17 protein-coding genes and 1 tRNA gene are annotated in these 16,131 nt (G+C 73.6%); 13 read left to right on the top strand and 5 right to left on the bottom strand.

The window, feature by feature from the left end:
• Positions 1-10: 10 nt before the first annotated feature.
• The gene (locus tag QWJ41_RS11770; protein WP_302708431.1) at positions 11-1,909 is read right to left on the bottom strand and encodes a glycoside hydrolase family 13 protein; all 1,899 of its coding nucleotides are present in this window, start codon (positions 1,907-1,909) and stop codon (positions 11-13) included.
• 75 nt (positions 1,910-1,984) lie between these two features.
• Between QWJ41_RS11770 and QWJ41_RS11775 the strand changes: the two genes are divergently transcribed.
• From QWJ41_RS11775 to QWJ41_RS11815, 9 genes are all read left to right on the top strand, one after another.
• A complete protein-coding gene (locus QWJ41_RS11775) occupies positions 1,985-2,698 on the top strand; it encodes an SDR family NAD(P)-dependent oxidoreductase (RefSeq protein ID WP_302708432.1) in 714 nt (237 codons plus the stop codon).
• Positions 2,699-2,747: 49 nt separating this feature from the next.
• Positions 2,748-2,820, top strand: a tRNA-Thr gene (locus QWJ41_RS11780).
• 1 nt (position 2,821) lies between these two features.
• Positions 2,822-3,673, top strand: a complete 852-nt coding sequence (gene rsmI, locus QWJ41_RS11785) for a 16S rRNA (cytidine(1402)-2'-O)-methyltransferase (protein ID WP_302708434.1) — start codon at positions 2,822-2,824, stop codon at positions 3,671-3,673.
• Positions 3,670-4,518, top strand: a complete 849-nt coding sequence (locus QWJ41_RS11790) for an alpha/beta fold hydrolase (RefSeq protein ID WP_302708436.1) — start codon at positions 3,670-3,672, stop codon at positions 4,516-4,518. Before rsmI ends, QWJ41_RS11790 begins: the two co-directional genes overlap by 4 nt.
• Complete coding sequence (locus tag QWJ41_RS11795) at positions 4,515-5,408, top strand: TatD family hydrolase (protein WP_302708437.1); 894 nt, start codon at positions 4,515-4,517, stop codon at positions 5,406-5,408. Before QWJ41_RS11790 ends, QWJ41_RS11795 begins: the two co-directional genes overlap by 4 nt.
• A 314-nt stretch (positions 5,409-5,722) precedes the next feature.
• A complete protein-coding gene (locus QWJ41_RS11800; RefSeq protein WP_302708438.1) occupies positions 5,723-6,874 on the top strand; it encodes a resuscitation-promoting factor in 1,152 nt (383 codons plus the stop codon).
• A gap of 124 nt (positions 6,875-6,998) precedes the next feature.
• The gene (gene rsmA / locus QWJ41_RS11805) at positions 6,999-7,892 is read left to right on the top strand and encodes a 16S rRNA (adenine(1518)-N(6)/adenine(1519)-N(6))-dimethyltransferase RsmA (RefSeq protein WP_302708440.1); all 894 of its coding nucleotides are present in this window, start codon (positions 6,999-7,001) and stop codon (positions 7,890-7,892) included.
• The gene (locus QWJ41_RS11810) at positions 7,889-8,797 is read left to right on the top strand and encodes a 4-(cytidine 5'-diphospho)-2-C-methyl-D-erythritol kinase (protein WP_302708442.1); all 909 of its coding nucleotides are present in this window, start codon (positions 7,889-7,891) and stop codon (positions 8,795-8,797) included. The genes rsmA and QWJ41_RS11810 overlap by 4 nt, the downstream gene beginning before the upstream one ends.
• The gene (locus tag QWJ41_RS11815) at positions 8,797-10,590 is read left to right on the top strand and encodes an ABC-F family ATP-binding cassette domain-containing protein (RefSeq protein WP_302708444.1); all 1,794 of its coding nucleotides are present in this window, start codon (positions 8,797-8,799) and stop codon (positions 10,588-10,590) included. Before QWJ41_RS11810 ends, QWJ41_RS11815 begins: the two co-directional genes overlap by 1 nt.
• A 114-nt stretch (positions 10,591-10,704) precedes the next feature.
• Here QWJ41_RS11815 and QWJ41_RS11820 read toward each other — a convergent pair whose 3' ends face one another.
• Positions 10,705-11,190 (bottom strand): MarR family winged helix-turn-helix transcriptional regulator, encoded by a 486-nt coding sequence (locus QWJ41_RS11820; RefSeq protein ID WP_302708446.1) that lies wholly within the window; start codon positions 11,188-11,190, stop codon positions 10,705-10,707.
• A 256-nt stretch (positions 11,191-11,446) separates the two neighbouring features.
• On the opposite strand from QWJ41_RS11820, the gene QWJ41_RS11825 reads away from it, so the two are divergent.
• The 4 genes from QWJ41_RS11825 (at position 11,447) to QWJ41_RS11840 (ending at position 13,576) form a co-directional block, all read left to right on the top strand.
• Complete coding sequence (locus tag QWJ41_RS11825) at positions 11,447-12,244, top strand: trans-aconitate 2-methyltransferase (protein ID WP_302708448.1); 798 nt, start codon at positions 11,447-11,449, stop codon at positions 12,242-12,244.
• The gene (locus QWJ41_RS11830; protein ID WP_302708450.1) at positions 12,244-12,630 is read left to right on the top strand and encodes a VOC family protein; all 387 of its coding nucleotides are present in this window, start codon (positions 12,244-12,246) and stop codon (positions 12,628-12,630) included. Before QWJ41_RS11825 ends, QWJ41_RS11830 begins: the two co-directional genes overlap by 1 nt.
• Before the next feature lie 70 nt (positions 12,631-12,700).
• Positions 12,701-13,060, top strand: coding sequence for a metal-sensitive transcriptional regulator (locus QWJ41_RS11835; RefSeq protein ID WP_439117322.1), 360 nt, complete (start codon positions 12,701-12,703; stop codon positions 13,058-13,060).
• A 39-nt stretch (positions 13,061-13,099) separates the two neighbouring features.
• The gene (locus tag QWJ41_RS11840; protein WP_302708451.1) at positions 13,100-13,576 is read left to right on the top strand and encodes a hotdog fold domain-containing protein; all 477 of its coding nucleotides are present in this window, start codon (positions 13,100-13,102) and stop codon (positions 13,574-13,576) included.
• 27 nt (positions 13,577-13,603) lie between these two features.
• On the opposite strand, the gene QWJ41_RS11845 is transcribed toward QWJ41_RS11840, so the two are convergent.
• The 3 genes from QWJ41_RS11845 to QWJ41_RS11855 form a co-directional block, all read right to left on the bottom strand.
• The gene (locus QWJ41_RS11845; protein WP_302708452.1) at positions 13,604-14,497 is read right to left on the bottom strand and encodes an amino acid ABC transporter permease; all 894 of its coding nucleotides are present in this window, start codon (positions 14,495-14,497) and stop codon (positions 13,604-13,606) included.
• Entirely contained in the window at positions 14,494-15,135 is a 642-nt protein-coding gene (locus QWJ41_RS11850) for an amino acid ABC transporter permease (RefSeq protein ID WP_302708453.1), read from the bottom strand. Before QWJ41_RS11850 ends, QWJ41_RS11845 begins: the two co-directional genes overlap by 4 nt.
• A gap of 81 nt (positions 15,136-15,216) precedes the next feature.
• Positions 15,217-16,098: a glutamate ABC transporter substrate-binding protein gene (locus QWJ41_RS11855; RefSeq protein WP_302708455.1), complete on the bottom strand. Its 882-nt coding sequence runs from the start codon at positions 16,096-16,098 to the stop codon at positions 15,217-15,219.
• Between the last annotated feature and the right edge of the window lie 33 nt (positions 16,099-16,131).

Consider the following 16,131-nt stretch of genomic DNA (forward strand, 5'->3'; position numbering starts at 1 on the left):
GCCCGCCCGCTCAGAGCCGCCACAGCGTCACGCCGGGCCCGCCGGCGGGCACCTCCAGCTCCCCGTCGCGTACGACGAGTGGTGCCGGCGCGCCCTCGGTGGCCAGCAGCGGCGCGGGGTCGCCGACCGGGCGGGCCGGGGCCCCGTCGAGCGCGGGCAGCGCCAGCGCGGCCGCGGGCAGGCTGATCGCCTCGCCGGGCGCGCGCCGGGCGCAGACCAGCACCGAGCCGGCGGGGTGCTCGCGCACGTAGATGAGGGTGTCGTCGTCGGCGTGGGCCCAGCGCAGCCCGCCGCGCACCAGCGCGGGGTGCTCGGCGCGCACCCGCGCGAGCGCGGCGTAGGTGCCCATGGTCTGCCGGTCCCAGGTCGCGGGGGAGCCCCAGGGCATCGGGCGGCGCGCGTCCTCGCCGTTGACGCCCTCGAGCCCGATCTCGTCGCCGGCGAAGAGCATCGGCACGCCGGGCAGCGTGAACTGCAGCCCGGCGGCGACCCGGTGCTGCTCGGGGGAGCCGACCAGGGTGCGGATGCGCGCGGAGTCGTGGGAGCCCAGGATGTTCCACGACCAGGTGGTGGCCCGCCAGCCGTGCCGGGCGGTCCACTCGCGCATCGTGCGCGCCACCAGCGCGCCGCCGCGCCGCGGCACCGGCAGCGGCCGGCCGAAGGCGCGCGCCGGCGAGGCCTCGTCGCGCAGCCACGACCACACTGGCCACGAGAACCCGGAGTAGTTCATCGTGCCGTGCCACCCGTCGCCGTCGAGGTCGGTCGAGGCGTCGTGGTTGTGCTCGCCGATGACCAGCGCGTCGGGCCGCTGGGCCTGCGCGGTCGCGCGCACGGTGCGGGCCACGTCGTGGGCCACGTCGGTGGCGCCGAGCCGCCCGGTCATGTTGGCCACGTCGATGCGCCAGCCGTCGACGTCGTACGGCGGGCGCAGCCAGCGCGCCACGACGCTGTCGGGCCCCTCGGTCATCGCCTCGCGCAGCCCCGGGTCGGTGTGGTCGAGCTTGGGCAGGGTGTGGTGGCCCATCCAGCACTCGTAGGAGCCGTCGGCGCGGAAGCAGTACCAGCCGCGACCGGGCCCCTCGGGGTCGGCCAGCGCGGCGCGGAACCACTCGTGGGTGTCGCCGGTGTGGTTGGTGGTCAGGTCGCCGAGCAGCCGCAGCCCGCGCTCGTGCACCGCGCCCGAGAGCCGGGCGTAGGCCTCGTCACCACCGAGCAGCGGGTCGACGCCGTCGAAGGTGGAGGCGTTGTAGCGGTGGTTGGACTCGCCGGGGAAGACCGGGGTCGTGTAGAGCACGCTCACGCCGAGGGCGGCGACGTGGTCGAGGTGCTCGGTGACCCCGTCGAGGTCGCCGCCGAAGAGCTGCAGGGGAGTGCGCGGGTCGGAGCCCTCGAAGACCACCTCGTCGTCCCAGGCCGCCGGCACCGCCCACGGCGGCGTCTCGCGCTCGTTGGCGGCCGCGGAGCGCGCGAACCGGTCGGGGAAGACCTGGTAGACCACGGCCTCGCGGCCCCACTCGGGCGGCGCGGCGTGGCTGGAGACGCGGAAGTCGAAGGCGTCGGGGGTATCGTGCTCGACGACGCCCGCGGCGGTCAGCCAGCGCTGGGTGCCGCCGGGGCCGGCGAGCAGGAAGCGGTAGTGGGTGACCGGGTTGTGCACCGGCAGCTCGCCCTCCCACCACACCGAGCCGCCCTCGGCGGGGGCGTCGCCGGTCTCGTCGCGGGTGATCTCGGCGCAGCGGTGGAAGACCGGCTCGGCGTCGTACGTCGTGCGCAGCCAGACCGCCTCGACCTCGTCGCCGACCCAGGTGCGCAGCCGCACCCGCACGGGCCAGCCGGGCGCGGGGGTCTCGGGGTCGAGGTAGAGCGCGGAGCCGTCGTGGTGCGGCTCGTGCAGGAGGGGGGCGTCCATGGCGCCATGATCCCAGGGTCGGGCCGCAGGTCCTCACCCTTGCCGAGGAACTAGAACGTGTTCTAGGTTGCGGCTATGAGCAATCGCGTCGTCGTCGTCACCGGGGCCGCCTCCGGCATCGGGTTCGCCACCGCCGAGAGGTTCCGCGCCCTCGGCGACACCGTCTTCGGGCTCGACATCGCCACGAGCGTGCCCGAGGGGGTCACCTTCGTGAAGTGCGACGTCGCCGACAAGGACGCGGTCGACGCCGCCGTGGCCACCTGTGCCGAGGCCGGTGGCATCGACGTGCTGGCCAACGTCGCCGGCATCGTGCAGTTCGGCCGCTTCGAGACCGTCACCGAGGAGGTCTTCGACCGCATCCAGGCCGTCGACGTGCGCGGTCCGTTCTTCCTGATCCAGGCCGCGCTGCCGCACCTGCGCGCCAGCCGGGGCTGCGTCGTCAACGTCTCGTCGGTGGCCGGACGGATCCCGCAGCCCTACGCCGCGGCGTACGCCGTCGCCAAGGGCGGGCTGACCCAGCTCACCCGCTCGCTGGCCCTCGAGCTCTCGCCCGACGGCATCCGCGTCAACGCCGTGTGCCCCGGCACCGTCGACACCCCGCTGGTGGCCAGGGTCGCCGAGACCTACCCCGCCGACCTCGACCCGCGGGTCTCCGACCGGCTGCTGGCGATGCTGCCCGGCGGCGCCTCGACCCCCGACGAGATCGCCTCGACCATCGTTTACCTCGCCTCCGGCGACGCCCGGATGATGACCGGCGCGGTGGTGGCCCACGACGGCGGCATGAGCTGAGCCCCGCTCGGCCCGCGCACGGCCGGGCCTGGCTAGGCTGGGCGCCCCCGCCGGTGTAGCTCAGTTGGCAGAGCACCTCTCTTGTAAAGAGGATGTCGCAGGTTCGACCCCTGTCACCGGCTCGTGAGCGAGCATCCCGTCCCGTACGGCGTGCTGGTGCTGGCCGCCACCCCCATCGGCCAGGCCGGCGACGCGCCGCCCCGCCTGGCCGCCGAGCTGTCCGGCGCCGACGTGGTCGCCGCCGAGGACACCCGCCGGCTGCGGCGCCTGACCACCGACCTGGGCATCGAGCTCGGCGGGCGCGTCATCTCCTACTTCGAGGGCAACGAGCAGGCGCGCACGCCCACGCTGCTCGAGGCGCTGCTGGCCGGCGAGCGGGTGGTGCTGGTGACCGACGCCGGGATGCCCAGCGTCTCCGACCCCGGCTACCGGCTGGTGGCCGCGGCCGTCGAGGCCGGGGTGCGGGTCACCTCGGTGCCGGGGCCCAGCGCGGTGCTGACGGCCCTGGCGGTCAGCGGGCTGCCGGTCGACCGGTTCTGCTTCGAGGGCTTCCTGCCCCGCAAGGCCGGCGAGCGCTCGCGGCGCCTGGACTCGCTGCGCGACGAGGAGCGCACGATGGTCTTCTTCGAGGCCCCGCACCGCACCGAGGCCGCGCTGGCCGCGATGGCGACCTCGTGGGGCGAGGACCGGGTGGCCGCGGTGTGCCGCGAGCTGACCAAGACCCACGAGGAGGTGCGCCGCGGGCCGCTGGGCGAGCTGGTCGGCTGGGCCGCCGAGGGGGTGCGCGGCGAGGTCACCATCGTGGTCACCGGCGCCGCCCCGAGCGCCGCGATCTCCACCGAGCCCCCCGCCCTCGTCGCGGCCGTCGCCGAGCGGGAGGATCAGGGCATGACGCGCAAGGAAGCGATCGCCGAGGTGGCCCGGCTGGCCGGGGTGCCCAAGCGCGAGGTCTACCAGCTGGTGCACGTGCGGTGAGCGGGCGCACGCTGGAGCGGATCTCCTCCTACACCCACGACGGCCTGGTCTTCGACGTCATCGACGACGGCCCCCTCGACGGCGACGTGGTCGTGCTGCTGCACGGCTTCCCCGAGCGGGCCTCCAGCTGGCACCAGGTCGCGGCCCGGCTGCACGCCCACGGCTTCCGCACCCTGGCCCCCGACCAGCGCGGCTACTCCCCGGGCGCGCGGCCCCCGCGCCGCCGCGACCACCGCCTCGAGCTGCTCACCGCCGACGTGGCCGCCCTCGTCGAGCGGGTCGGCGGGCCGGTGCACCTGGTCGGGCACGACTGGGGCGCGATCGTGGCCTGGTCGCTGGCCCAGACCCGCCCCGAGCTGCTGCGCACCCTGACCGCCTTCTCGGTGCCGCACCCCGGCGCCTTCGCCCGCTCCATGCGCGGCTCGCTGCAGCCGCTGCGCTCCTGGTACGTCGGCGTCTTCCAGGTCCGCGGCCTGGCCGAGCGGGTGCTGGCCCGCCCGGCGCTGGCCGCGCGCATCCTGCGCCGCGGCGGGATGAGCGCCGCCGAGGTCGAGCAGTTCCGCACCGGCATCGTCGAGCACGGCGCGCTGCGCGGCGGGCTGATGTGGTACCGCGCGCTGGGCCTGCTCGACCGCCGCCAGGTGCCGCGCCACGTCACCGTGCCGACCACGATGGTCTGGTCCGACGGCGACTCCTTCCTCGACCGCAGCGGGGTCGAGGCCACCGAGCACTACGTCGACGCGCCCTACGAGCTGGTCGTGCTGCGCGGCGTCACCCACTGGATCCCCGCCCAGGCGCCCGACGCCGCGGCCGAGGCGGTCCTCGAGCGGATCAGCGGCACGTGAGCTCGCCGGGCACGGGGCCGACCCCGCCGCGCGACGACCTGCCCCCGGTGCCGGCGCCGCTGCCGCACCCGGTCGTCGACAACCACTGCCACCTCGACATGGGGCGCGGCGACGAGGCGGCGCTCCCGGTCGCCGACGCGCTGGCCGCGGCCGCCGCGGTGGGGGTCACCCGCGTCGTGCAGATCGGGTGCGACCTGCCCGGCGCGCGCTGGGCGGTCGAGGCGGCAGCGGCGTACGACGCCCTGGTCGCCGGCGTCGCGCTGCACCCCAACGAGGCGCCACGCTTGGCCGCCGCGGGCCAGCTGGACGCGGCGCTGGCCGAGATCGAGCAGCTGGCCGGCGCGCACCCCGGCGTGCGCGCGGTGGGGGAGACCGGCCTCGACCACTTCCGCACCGGCGAGGAGGGCCGCGCCGCGCAGGTGGAGTCCTTCCGCCGCCACGTCGACATCGCCAAGCGGCTCGACAAGACCCTGGTCATCCACGACCGCGACGCCCACGAGGAGGTGCTGGCCGTCCTCGACGAGGAGGGCGCCCCCGAGCGCTGGGTGATGCACTGCTTCTCCGGCGACGCCGACTTCGCGCGGCGCTGCCTCGACCGCGGCGCGCACCTGTCCTTCGCCGGCACCGTGACCTTCAAGAACGCCGACCCGCTGCGCGAGGCGCTGGCCCTGGTGCCCCTCGACCGGCTGCTGGTCGAGACCGACGCGCCGTACCTGACCCCGCACCCGCACCGCGGGCGCACCAACGCCTCCTACCTGGTGCCGCTGACGGTGCGCACCATGGCCGAGGTGCGCGGGGCCGACCTCGAGGAGCTCTGCGCGGGCATCGACGCCGCCACCGAGGCCGCCTTCGGCGGCACGTGGGGCGCCGGCACGCCGACCGGACGGTAAATCCGCGACGGCCCTCGTGAGGGGGTCGGGAGGGCGCGGAACCCGCGGATGACCTGCGCGGACACCCGGTGAGGAGGGGTGATCACGCCGACGAGAGCCTGCTCACGTCGGGGGGCGAGGACTTGGCGGACGCCGGTGCCTCTGGTGTGGTGGAGTACTGACAGCCGGGATCGCCATGGTCCCGCCGGTGCCGCAGGCGGCTCTCGAACGCCGCCGTCCTGCACACCCGTCACTCCAGCGCCACGATCGTAGAGGTGCTGTGCCGACGGGAGCCGGTGGGGGTCGAGACCCGGGGATCACGACCCTGGAGAACTGTGCGACGTTTCAGCAACCTTGCCTCGACCGTGGCCCGCAGCCGCGCCTGGATGGTCTCGTTGACCGCCGTGGTGGTGCTCGCCGTGGCCGGCACGACCCTCGGCTACACCGCGATGGCCGACACCGTCACCCTGACCGTCGACGGTGAGGAGCGCGAGATCAGCGCCCGCGCCGCGACCGTCGGCGACGTCCTGGCCGACGAGGGCATCGAGCTCGGGGAGCACGACCAGGTCGCGCCCTCGCTCGACGACCCGATCGAGGAGGGCAGCGAGATCAGCGTGCGCTACGGCCGCCCCCTCGAGCTGACCGTCGACGGCGAGACCGAGACGCACTGGGTCACCGCCACCGACGTCGACTCCGCGCTCGAGCAGATCGGCCGCGGCTTCGACGGCGCCGAGCTGTCGCTGAGCCGTGGTGGCGACCTCGACCGCTCCGGCGCGTCGCTGGAGGTCGTGACCGCCAAGAAGCTCACCTTCGTCATCGCCGGCAAGAAGCCGGTCAAGAAGACGCTGACCGCCTCGACCGTCGAGGACGCCCTCGACGAGCTCGGCGTCAAGGTGCACAAGCTCGACCAGGCCAAGCCCGGCTTCGGCAAGCGCGTCGAGGACGGCGACAAGATCGTCTTCACCGACATCAAGAAGGACACCCGCAAGGTCACCGAGGCGATCGCCTTCGAGACCGTCCAGCGCAGCGACTCCTCGATGTTCGAGGACCAGGAGCAGGTGGCCCGCGAGGGCAAGGCCGGCGCCCGCGAGGCGACGTACGCGGTCACCATCCGCAACGGCCAGGTCGTGGCGCGCAAGCTCGTCACGGCCACCGTCACCCGCCAGCCCGTCGACCGGGTCGTCGAGGTCGGCACCAAGGAGCGCCCCTCCGAGCCCGCCCCCGCCGCGAACTTCGCGGCCGGCAGCTCGGTCTGGGACAGCCTCGCGCAGTGCGAGTCGGGCGGCAACTGGGCCATCAACACCGGCAACGGCTACTACGGCGGGCTGCAGTTCAACCTGCAGACCTGGCGCGCCTACGGCGGTGCGGGCTACCCCCACACCAGCAGCCGCGAGACCCAGATCGCCGTCGCCACGCGCCTGCGTGACGCCCGCGGCGGGTACGGCGCCTGGCCGTCCTGCTCGGCCAAGCTGGGCCTGCCCCGCTGACGTTCGACCCCCTGCAGGAGTCCCCGGCCAGCCGGGGACTCCTGCACTGGGTGGGTGTTGCAACACCTGACAAGTGCAGGAGTCGGCTGACAAGCCCCCGCACACCCACCCCTAGGCTGACCCCATGACTGACACCTCCGCCGGCCCGAGACTCCTCGGGTCGGCGGAGGTGCGTCTGCTCGCGGCCGAGCTCGACCTGCGCCCCACCAAGCAGCGCGGCCAGAACTTCGTCATCGACCCCAACACCGTGCGCCGCATCGTGCGCGAGTCGGGGGTGGGCGCGAGCGACGTCGTCGTCGAGGTCGGCCCCGGGCTGGGCTCGCTGACCCTGGCGCTGCTCGAGGTCGCCGGACGGGTGGTGGCCATCGAGCTCGACGACCTGCTCGCCGGGCGGCTGCCGCGCACCATCGCCGAGCACGCCCCCGCCCAGGCCGAGCGGTTCGAGGTGGTGCTGGGCGACGCCATGCGCATCACCGAGGTCCCCGGCCCGCCGCCGACCGCGCTGGTGGCCAACCTGCCCTACAACGTCTCGGTGCCGGTGCTGCTGCACCTGCTCGCCCTGCTTCCCTCCCTCGAGCGGGGCCTGGTGATGGTGCAGAGCGAGGTCGCCGACCGGCTCGCCGCCCGCCCCGGCTCCAAGGTGTACGGCGTGCCGTCGGTCAAGGCCGCCTGGTACGCCGACGTGCGCCGCGCCGGCGCGATCGGGCGCAACGTCTTCTGGCCCGCGCCCAACGTCGACTCGGGCCTGGTGGCCTGGACCCGCCGCGAGCCGCCGGCCACGACCGCCACCCGCGAGCAGGTCTTCGCCGTGGTCGACGCCGCCTTCGCCCAGCGCCGCAAGGCGCTGCGCGGGGTGCTGCGCTCGCTGGCACCCGCCGAGCGGGTCGACGCCGCCCTCGAGCAGGCCGGAGTCTCGCCGCTGGCCCGCGGCGAGACGCTGACGGTGGAGGACTACGTGCGCATCGCCGAGGCGCTGGCCAGCCAGGACCCCCAGGACCCCCAGGAGGCTGCCGGATGAGCACCACCGTCCGGGCCCCCGCCAAAATCAACCTCCACCTCGGCGTCGGGCCCCTGGGCGAGGACGGCTTCCACCCCCTCGCCACCCTCTACCAGGCCGTCGGGCTCTACGACGACGTCACGGTCTCCGACCAGCTCGAGTGGTCGGTGCACCTGCGCGGCGACGGGCGGATCGACCTGGCCGAGGTGCCCGCCGACGACGACAACATCGCGCTGCGCGCCGGCCGCGCCCTGGCCGCCCACCACGGGATCGACCGGGCCGCCAAGGTCGAGATCCGCAAGGGCATCCCGGTGGCCGGCGGGATGGCCGGCGGCTCCGCCGACGCCGCGGCGACCCTGGTCGCCCTCGACCGGCTCTGGGACCTGCAGACCCCCGACGACGAGCTGCTGCGCCTGGCCGCCGGGCTGGGCAGCGACGTGCCGTTCGCGCTGCTCGGCGGCACCGCGGTCGGCAGCGGGCACGGCGAGCTGGTCACCCCGGTCGCCGACAACGGCTCCTGGTGGTGGGTGGTGGTCGAGAACGACGACGGCCTGGCCACCCCCGGCGTCTACCGCGCCTTCGACGAGCTGCACGCCGGGCGCGACGTACCGGCCCCCGAGATCCCCTCCGCCCTCCACGACGCGCTGCTCAGCGGCGACGTCGAGCAGCTGGCCCGCCTGCTGCGCAACGACCTCCAGGAGCCCGCCCTGCGACTGCGACCCGAGCTCTCGGCCACCTTCGACGACGCCCTGGCCGCGGGCGCGCACGCCGCGCTGCTCTCGGGCTCCGGGCCCAGCGTGCTGCTGCTGTGCGGAGACCGGCACCAGGCCGAGGCCGTCGACGCCGAGCTCGCCGAGCGCGGGCACCGGCGTACGTCGGTGGTCCCGGCGCCGGTCGCCGGCGCGCACGTGGTGGAATACGTCTGATGGCCGCCGCGAACCTGCTGAACCTCGAGAAGGTCTCCAAGTCCTACGGCGTGCGCCCGCTGCTGACCGAGGTCTCCCTCGGCGTCGGCGAGGGCATGCGGATCGGCATCGTGGGTCGCAACGGCGACGGCAAGACCACCCTGCTCGAGGTGATGACCGGCCTCGAGGAGCCCGACTCCGGGCGGGTCTCGATGAGCCGCGGCCTGCACGTGGGCTACCTGCACCAGGGCGACGAGCTGGTCGACACCCACACCGTGCGCGAGGCCGTGCTCGGCGGCCTCGAGGACCACGAGTGGGCGGCCGACCAGAAGACCCGCGAGGTCGTCGAGGAGCTGCTCGCCGGGGTCGCGCTCGACCGGCCCGTGCTCGGCCTCTCCGGTGGCGAGCGCCGGCGCTGCTCGCTGGCCGCGCTGCTGCTCGGCGACCACGACCTCATCGTGCTCGACGAGCCCACCAACCACCTCGACGTCGAGGCGGTCGCCTGGCTGGCCGGGCACCTCAAGAAGCGCGCCTCTGCGATGGTCGTGGTCACCCACGACCGGTGGTTCCTCGACGAGGTGTGCCAGTGGACCTGGGAGGTCCACGACGGCGTCGTCGACGCCTACGAGGGCGGGTACGCCGCCTACGTGCTGGCCAAGGCCGAGCGCGCCCGCCAGGCCTCGGCCTCCGAGGCGCGGCGCGCCAACCTGGCCAAGAAGGAGCTGGCCTGGCTGCGCCGCGGCGCCCCGGCCCGCACCGCCAAGCCGAAGTTCCGCATCGAGGCCGCCAACGCCCTGATCGAGGACGTGCCCCCGCCGCGCGACCGGCTCGAGCTGCAGAAGTTCGCCACGCAGCGGCTGGGCAAGCAGGTGCTCGACGTCGAGGACGTCGACCTGCAGCGCGGCGAGCGCACCCTGCTCACCGGCGCCACCTGGCGCCTGGGCCCCGGCGACCGGGTCGGCCTGGTCGGCGTCAACGGCGCCGGCAAGACCTCGGTGCTCTCGCTGCTCTCCGGCGACCTGGAGCCCACCGCCGGCAAGGTCAAGCGCGGGCGCACCGTCGCGATGCGGCACCTGACCCAGCAGCTCGACGACCTCGACCCCAACGTGCGGGTGCTGCCGATGGTCGAGTCCTACCGCCGGGTCGTGAAGACCGACGGCGGCGAGATCAGCGCCACCTCGATGCTGGAGCGCTTCGGGTTCACCGGCGACAAGCTCACCGCGCGCATCGGGGAGCTCTCCGGTGGCGAGCGGCGCCGCTTCCAGCTGCTGATGCTGCTGCTGGAGGAGCCCAACGTGCTGCTCCTCGACGAGCCCACCAACGACCTCGACATCGACACCCTGCAGGTGCTCGAGGACTTCCTCGACGCCTGGCCCGGCACCCTGGTCGTGGTCTCCCACGACCGCTACTTCCTGGAGCGGGTCACCGACTCGGTCTGGGCGCTGCTCGGCGACGGCCAGGTCTCGATGCTGCCCCGCGGCGTCGACGAGTACCTCGAGCGACGCGCCCAGGGCATGGCCCCCACCGGCGCGGGCACCGGCTCGGGCGCGGGGGCCGGCGGCAGCGACGTACCGACCTCGAAGCGGGCCAAGCCCGGCTCGGCCGAGGAGCGCGCCGCGCGCAAGGCCGTCACCCGCGTCGAGAAGGCCATCAAGCGCCTCGACGCCCGCGAGGCCGAGCTCAACGCCCAGGTGCTCGAGCACGCCTCCGACCACGCCAAGGTCGCCACCCTCGGCGCCGAGCTCAGCGCCCTGGCGGCTGAGAAGGACGAGCTCGAGCTGGAGTGGCTCGAGGCCTCCGAGCTGTTGGAGTAGCCCGGGCTGCGGTTTCCCCGGGTACCCGGGGATCCCGTAGGCGTTGGGGTGAAATTTCACCCCAACGCATCCAGCTTCCCCGGGTACCCGGGGAAACCGTCAGCGGCGAGGCCTTCAGCTGAAGGGCTTCAGCAGGGTGCGCAGCAGGTCGCCCAGGCGCTCGCGGTCGGTGTCGGGGAGGTCGGCGAGCAGACCGCGCTCGGCCTCGAGCAGGGCGGTGAAGGCGCTGTCGACGGTGCTCTTGCCCTCGGGGGTCAGCCGCACCTTCACGCCGCGCCGGTCGGCCGGGTCGGGCAACCGCTCGACGAGGCCGCGCGCGACGAGCCGGTCGACGCGGTTGGTCATCGTGCCGCTGGTCACCAGGGTCTCGCGCAGCAGCCGGCCCGGGGAGAGCTCGTACGGCGTGCCGGCGCGGCGCAGCGCCGCCAGCACGTCGAACTCCCACGACTCGATGCCCTCGGCGCTGAACGCCGCGCGGCGGGCCAGGTCGAGGTGGCGCGAGAGTCGGCTGATCCGGCTGAACACCTCGACGGGGCCCAGGTCGAGGTCGGAGCGCTCGCGCGCCCACGCTTCCACCAGCTCGTCGACCTCGTCCCGCATGGGGGCACTCTACGCCTGTCGAGATTCTCGACATCAAGAGACCTGCTGCGGCTGGTTGGCGTGGGTCGTGGTCCGAGTCGTGGCCTGAGTCGTGGCCTGGGTCGTGTGCCTGGGGACGCGCCAGGGCGCGTCCACGGGCCACGAGCCGAACCACGACCCGAACCACGACCCAGACCAGCCGAACAAAGTCTCTTGACATCAAGATAAACCAGGAGCAGGATGAAACTATCTTGACGTCAAGAGACTTGGAGCAGCCATGGTGCACACCTGGGACCCGCAGCGCTACCTGACGTACGCCGACGAGCGCGGCCGCCCGTTCGTCGAGCTGGTGGCGCGGGTCGGGGCTGAGGCTCCGCGCACCGTCGTCGACCTCGGCTGCGGCCCCGGCAACCTGACCGCGCTGCTGGCCGCCCGCTGGCCCGGGGCCCGGGTGGTCGGCCTCGACTCGAGCCGGGAGATGGTCGAGGCGGCCCGGCGCGACGTCGCGGGAGTCGACTTCGAGCAGGCCGACCTGCGCGAGTGGCTGGACACCGGGGGAGAGGCCGTCGACGTGCTGGTCTCCAACGCCACGCTGCAGTGGGTGCCCGGCCACCTCGACCTGCTCCCGACGCTGCTCGACCGGGTCAGGCCGGGCGGCTGGCTGGCGGTGCAGGTGCCGGGCAACTTCGACCAGCCCAGCCACACGCTGCGCACCGAGCTGGCCGCGGAGGCGCCGTACGCCGAGCACACCCGCGACGCGGCGGTGCCCTCGAGCCACGACCCGGCGACGTACCTCGACGCGCTGGCCCGGCTGGGCGCGCAGGTCGACGCCTGGGAGACCACCTACCTGCACGTGCTGACCGGCGAGGACCCGGTCTTCACCTGGGTCAGCGCCACCGGTGCGCGCCCGACGCTGCAGGCGCTGCCCGACGACCTGCGGCCCGGCTTCGAGGACGAGCTGCGCCGCCGGCTGCGCGAGGCCTACCCGCCCGGCCCGGCCGGGGTGGTGCTGCCGTTCCGGCGCGTGTTCGTGGTCGCCCACAAGCCGGCCCCCAGCTCGGAGGCCGCGCGGTGATGCGGCTGCACCACGTGCAGGTCTCCTGCCCGCCCGGCGGCGAGGACGCCGCGCGCCGCTTCTGGGCCGAGGGCCTGGGGATGACCGAGGTCGACAAGCCGGTGGCGCTGCGGGCCCGCGGCGGCGCCTGGTTCCGGGCGTACGACGATCACGGCGCCGTCGGCGCCGAGGTGCACGTGGGCGTCGAGGAGCCGTTCACCCCGGCGCGCAAGGCGCACCCCGCGCTGGTGCTCGACTCGGTGCCCGAGATGGACGCGGCCACCGACCGGCTGGCTGGGCTCGGCTTCGAGGTCGACCTCGCCGAGCGGCACACCTTCGACGGCCACGAGCGGGCCCACGTGCGCGACGCCCACGGCAACCGCGTGGAGCTGGTGGCGCCGGCGTAACCCGGCCCGACCTGCGGCGTTGTGCACACGACGCCCCGACCGGGGGTGCGCCAGCCAGAGGGGCCTGCTCATGAGTGCGACCACCAGCCTGACCGTCGAGGCCGCCCAGCCCGCCCAGCCCACCGAGCCCGTCGTCGAGCCCGTCGAGGCCGCGCCCGTCGAGGCGCCCGCGGTGGCCTCGGTCGACATGACCGCGGTCAAGAACCGCGTCAAGCGGGCCCAGGGCCAGCTCGGCGGCGTGCTGCGGATGCTGGAGGAGTCGCGCGACGTCTCCGACGTGGTCGTCCAGCTCAAGGCCGTCTCCCGCGCGCTGGACCGCGCCGGCTTCGCGATCATCTCCGCCGACCTGCGTCGCCAGGTCGCCGAGGGCGAGACGCTGCAGGCCGAGGACCTCGACCGCCTCGAGCGCTGGTTCCTCTCCCTGGCCTAGACAGGTGGCCGCAAGTTACCGAGCGGTAATGTGTGCGCCATGAACCCCGTCCTCGCCCTGTGGCAGCGCGCCACCTCCCTGCCCGTCGTCGGCTCCACGGTCGGCGCGCGCGTCTTCTCCGTCGCCTTCGCGCAGAAGGCGCCGTACTTCGCGACCATCCGCCCGCGCTTCACCGTCATCGAGCCGCACCACGCCGAGCTGGTGCTGCCCAAGCGCCGCCGGGTGCACAACCACATCGGCACCGTGCACGCGATCGCGCTGTGCAACGGACTCGAGGCCGTGATGGGGGCGCTCGCCGAGGCGAGCGTGCCGGCCGACAAGCGCTGGATCCCCAAGGGGATGGAGGTGGCCTACACCGCCAAGGCCACCAGCGACATCACCTGCATCGCCGAGACCGACCCCGAGCAGTGGACCTCCGACGACCCCGACCTGGCCGTGCGGGTGCGCGGCGTGCGCGACGACGGCGCGGTCGTGGTCGAGGGCGTCATCCGGCTCTGGGTCACCCCCAAGGCCTGAGGCGTACGCCGGCGGCCGCGCCGGGGCTCAGGCGCCCTGGCCGGCCGGGACCTGGTCGTCGGCGCCCGCGGACGAGACGCTCGCGCGCCCCATCCGCCGCTCGACGTACTCGGCGAGCTTGGACAGGCCGTAGTTGATCAGGATGAAGATCGTGCCCACGATCAGCAGCGACTGGATCGGGTTGTCGAGGTTCTGCGAGATCTGGTTGCCGCGACGCAACAGCTCGAGGTAGCCCAGCCCGATCACCGCGACCAGCGAGGTGTCCTTGAGGACCACCACGAGCTGGCTGATCAGCGCGGGCAGCATCACCCGGAAGGCCTGCGGCAGCAGGATCGAGCGCATCGCCTGGCCGTTGGTCAGCCCGACGGCCAGGGCCGCCTCGCGCTGACCGCTGGGCAGCGAGCCGACGCCGGCACGCAGGATCTCGGCGATGATCACCGAGTTGTAGAGGGTCAGGCCGATGACCAGGTACCACAGCGCCGGCTCGCCCGGCAGCGGGCCGACGTCGATGCCGATCTCCACCATGGCCCGCCACACGAAGACGATGGTGACGACCACCGGCAGGCCGCGGAACAGCTCGATCCAGGCCACGACCGGCACCCGCAAGCCGCGCCCGAGCATCATCCGCGCCACGCCGAGCAGCACGCCGACGACCAGCGAGAGCACGATCGCCAGCGACGCCGCGATGAGCGTGGCCGCCAGGCCCTTGCCCACCAGCTCCCACACCTGGCTGAAGGTGTCGTCCGAGGGGTTGATCCAGGGGTTCCACAGCTCGGCGTCGAACTGGCCGCGGTCGGCCAGGCGCAGTACGACGAGCACGGCGAGGCCGAGGAAGGCGAGGATCGCCAGCGCCGTGCCGATCCGCGCGCGGCGTACGGCGCGGGGCCCGGGCGCGTCGTAGAGGACCGAGGTCTGGCTCATCGTGCGATCGCCACCTTGCGCTCGATGACCGCCAGCAGCGCGCCGCCGGTCAGGGTGATCACCAGGTAGCCGATCGCGACCCCGGTCAGCACCGGGATGTAGGCGTAGCCCTGGGCGCTGGTCAGGTTGCGGCCGGCGCTCCACAGGTCACCGCCGACACCGAAGGCGCCGACGACCGCGGAGTTCTTGAACATCGCGATCTGCACGCTGCCCAGGGGCGGCACGGTGGCGCGCAGCGCCTGCGGCAGCACCACCTGGGTCAGGGTCTGGGTGAAGGGCAGGCCGATGGCCCGCGCCGCCTCGGCCTGGCCGGCCGAGACGGAGTTGATGCCCGAGCGGATCGCCTCGCAGACGAAGGCGGAGGTGTAGATGATCAGGCCGCCGACGCCGAAGACGTAGAAGCTGGTGTTGATGCCGAGCTCGGGCAGGCCGAACGCCATGAAGAAGAGCACGATGGTCAGCGGGCAGTTGCGCACCACGGTCACCCACGCGGAGCCGAAGGCCCGCAGCGAGGCGACGGGGGAGACCCGGAAGGCGGCGATCAGGGTGCCGAGCAGCAGCGAGCCCACGAGGCTCCAGCCGATGATGCTCAGCGAGCGCAGGAACCCGTCCCAGTAGAGGTCCAGGTTGTCGAGCACCGGGTCCACAGTGGTTCCTCTCGGTGAGCCGGTGGGGGCGCGAGCCGCGCCCCCACCGGTCAGGGGTGCATCAGGTGAGCGTCAGGCGCAGGGGGCGGGCTCGGGGAGCTCGGGGGTCTCGGTGCCCTCGACCTCGCCGGCGGTGGACTCCCAGGCGGCCAGGTAGGCCTCCTCGTTGTCCTGCAGCGTCTGGTTGATGAACTCGCAGAACTCGGTGTCGCCCTTCTCGATGCCGATGCCGTAGGGCTCCTCGGTGAACTGCTCGCCGACGAGCTTGAACTCGCCGTCGCTCTCGTCGACGTAGCCCAGCAGGATCACGTTGTCGGTGGTCACGATGTCGACCTGGCCGTTGCCCAGGGCGTCCTTGCACTTGTCGTAGATGTCGAAGAGCACAAGCTGGTCGTCGGAGGCCAGGTACTCGCGGATCTGCTCCGAGGGCGTCGAGCCGGTGACCGAGCAGACCTTCATGTCGGGGTTGTCCGCGATGTCCTCGGGGCCCTCGATCGAGTCGTTGTCGGCGTTGACCATCAACATCTGGCCGGCCTCGTAGTACGGGCCGGCGAAGGTGATCCGCTCGGCGCGCTCCTCGTTGATCGTGTACGTCGCCACGACCATGTCGACCTCGCCGTCCTCGATCACCTGCTCGCGGATGTCGGAGGAGGCCTGCTTCCACTCGATGTCCTCGGGCGCGATGCCCATCGCGCCGGCGATGATCTTGGCGACCTCGACGTCGAAGCCCTCGGGAGTGTCCTCGAGGCCGAGCAGGCCGAAGCCGGGCTGGTCGAACTTGGTGCCGACGGTCATGGTGCCGGCCTCCTTCAGCTCGGCCATGGTGGTGCCGGCCTCGAACTCCGCGTCAGTGACGACCTCGGGCTCGCTGCTGCTGTCGTCACCGCCGCAGGCCGCGAGGGATCCGGCGAGGACGACGCCCGCGAAGGCGGCCGTGAACTTGGTCAGACGCATCGTTCTATCTCCTTTGTCGGTGTGGCTGGGTGG

The sequence above is a fragment of the Nocardioides cremeus genome, assembly GCF_030518195.1.
Lineage (GTDB): Bacteria > Actinomycetota > Actinomycetes > Propionibacteriales > Nocardioidaceae > Nocardioides > Nocardioides cremeus.

Bases quoted from the DNA above. Each gene is read 5' to 3' on its own strand.
- QWJ41_RS11770 (WP_302708431.1), bottom strand. From the start codon at position 1,909: ATGGACGCCCCCCTCCTGCACGAGCCGCACCACGACGGCTCCGCGCTC.
- QWJ41_RS11775 (WP_302708432.1), top strand. From the start codon at position 1,985: ATGAGCAATCGCGTCGTCGTCGTCACCGGGGCCGCCTCCGGCATCGGG.
- rsmA (WP_302708440.1), top strand. From the start codon at position 6,999: ATGACTGACACCTCCGCCGGCCCGAGACTCCTCGGGTCGGCGGAGGTG.
- QWJ41_RS11810 (WP_302708442.1), top strand. From the start codon at position 7,889: ATGAGCACCACCGTCCGGGCCCCCGCCAAAATCAACCTCCACCTCGGC.
- QWJ41_RS11815 (WP_302708444.1), top strand. From the start codon at position 8,797: ATGGCCGCCGCGAACCTGCTGAACCTCGAGAAGGTCTCCAAGTCCTAC.
- QWJ41_RS11820 (WP_302708446.1), bottom strand. From the start codon at position 11,190: ATGCGGGACGAGGTCGACGAGCTGGTGGAAGCGTGGGCGCGCGAGCGC.
- QWJ41_RS11825 (WP_302708448.1), top strand. From the start codon at position 11,447: ATGGTGCACACCTGGGACCCGCAGCGCTACCTGACGTACGCCGACGAG.
- QWJ41_RS11830 (WP_302708450.1), top strand. From the start codon at position 12,244: ATGCGGCTGCACCACGTGCAGGTCTCCTGCCCGCCCGGCGGCGAGGAC.
- QWJ41_RS11835 (WP_439117322.1), top strand. From the start codon at position 12,701: ATGAGTGCGACCACCAGCCTGACCGTCGAGGCCGCCCAGCCCGCCCAG.
- QWJ41_RS11840 (WP_302708451.1), top strand. From the start codon at position 13,100: ATGAACCCCGTCCTCGCCCTGTGGCAGCGCGCCACCTCCCTGCCCGTC.
- QWJ41_RS11845 (WP_302708452.1), bottom strand. From the start codon at position 14,497: ATGAGCCAGACCTCGGTCCTCTACGACGCGCCCGGGCCCCGCGCCGTA.
- QWJ41_RS11855 (WP_302708455.1), bottom strand. From the start codon at position 16,098: ATGCGTCTGACCAAGTTCACGGCCGCCTTCGCGGGCGTCGTCCTCGCC.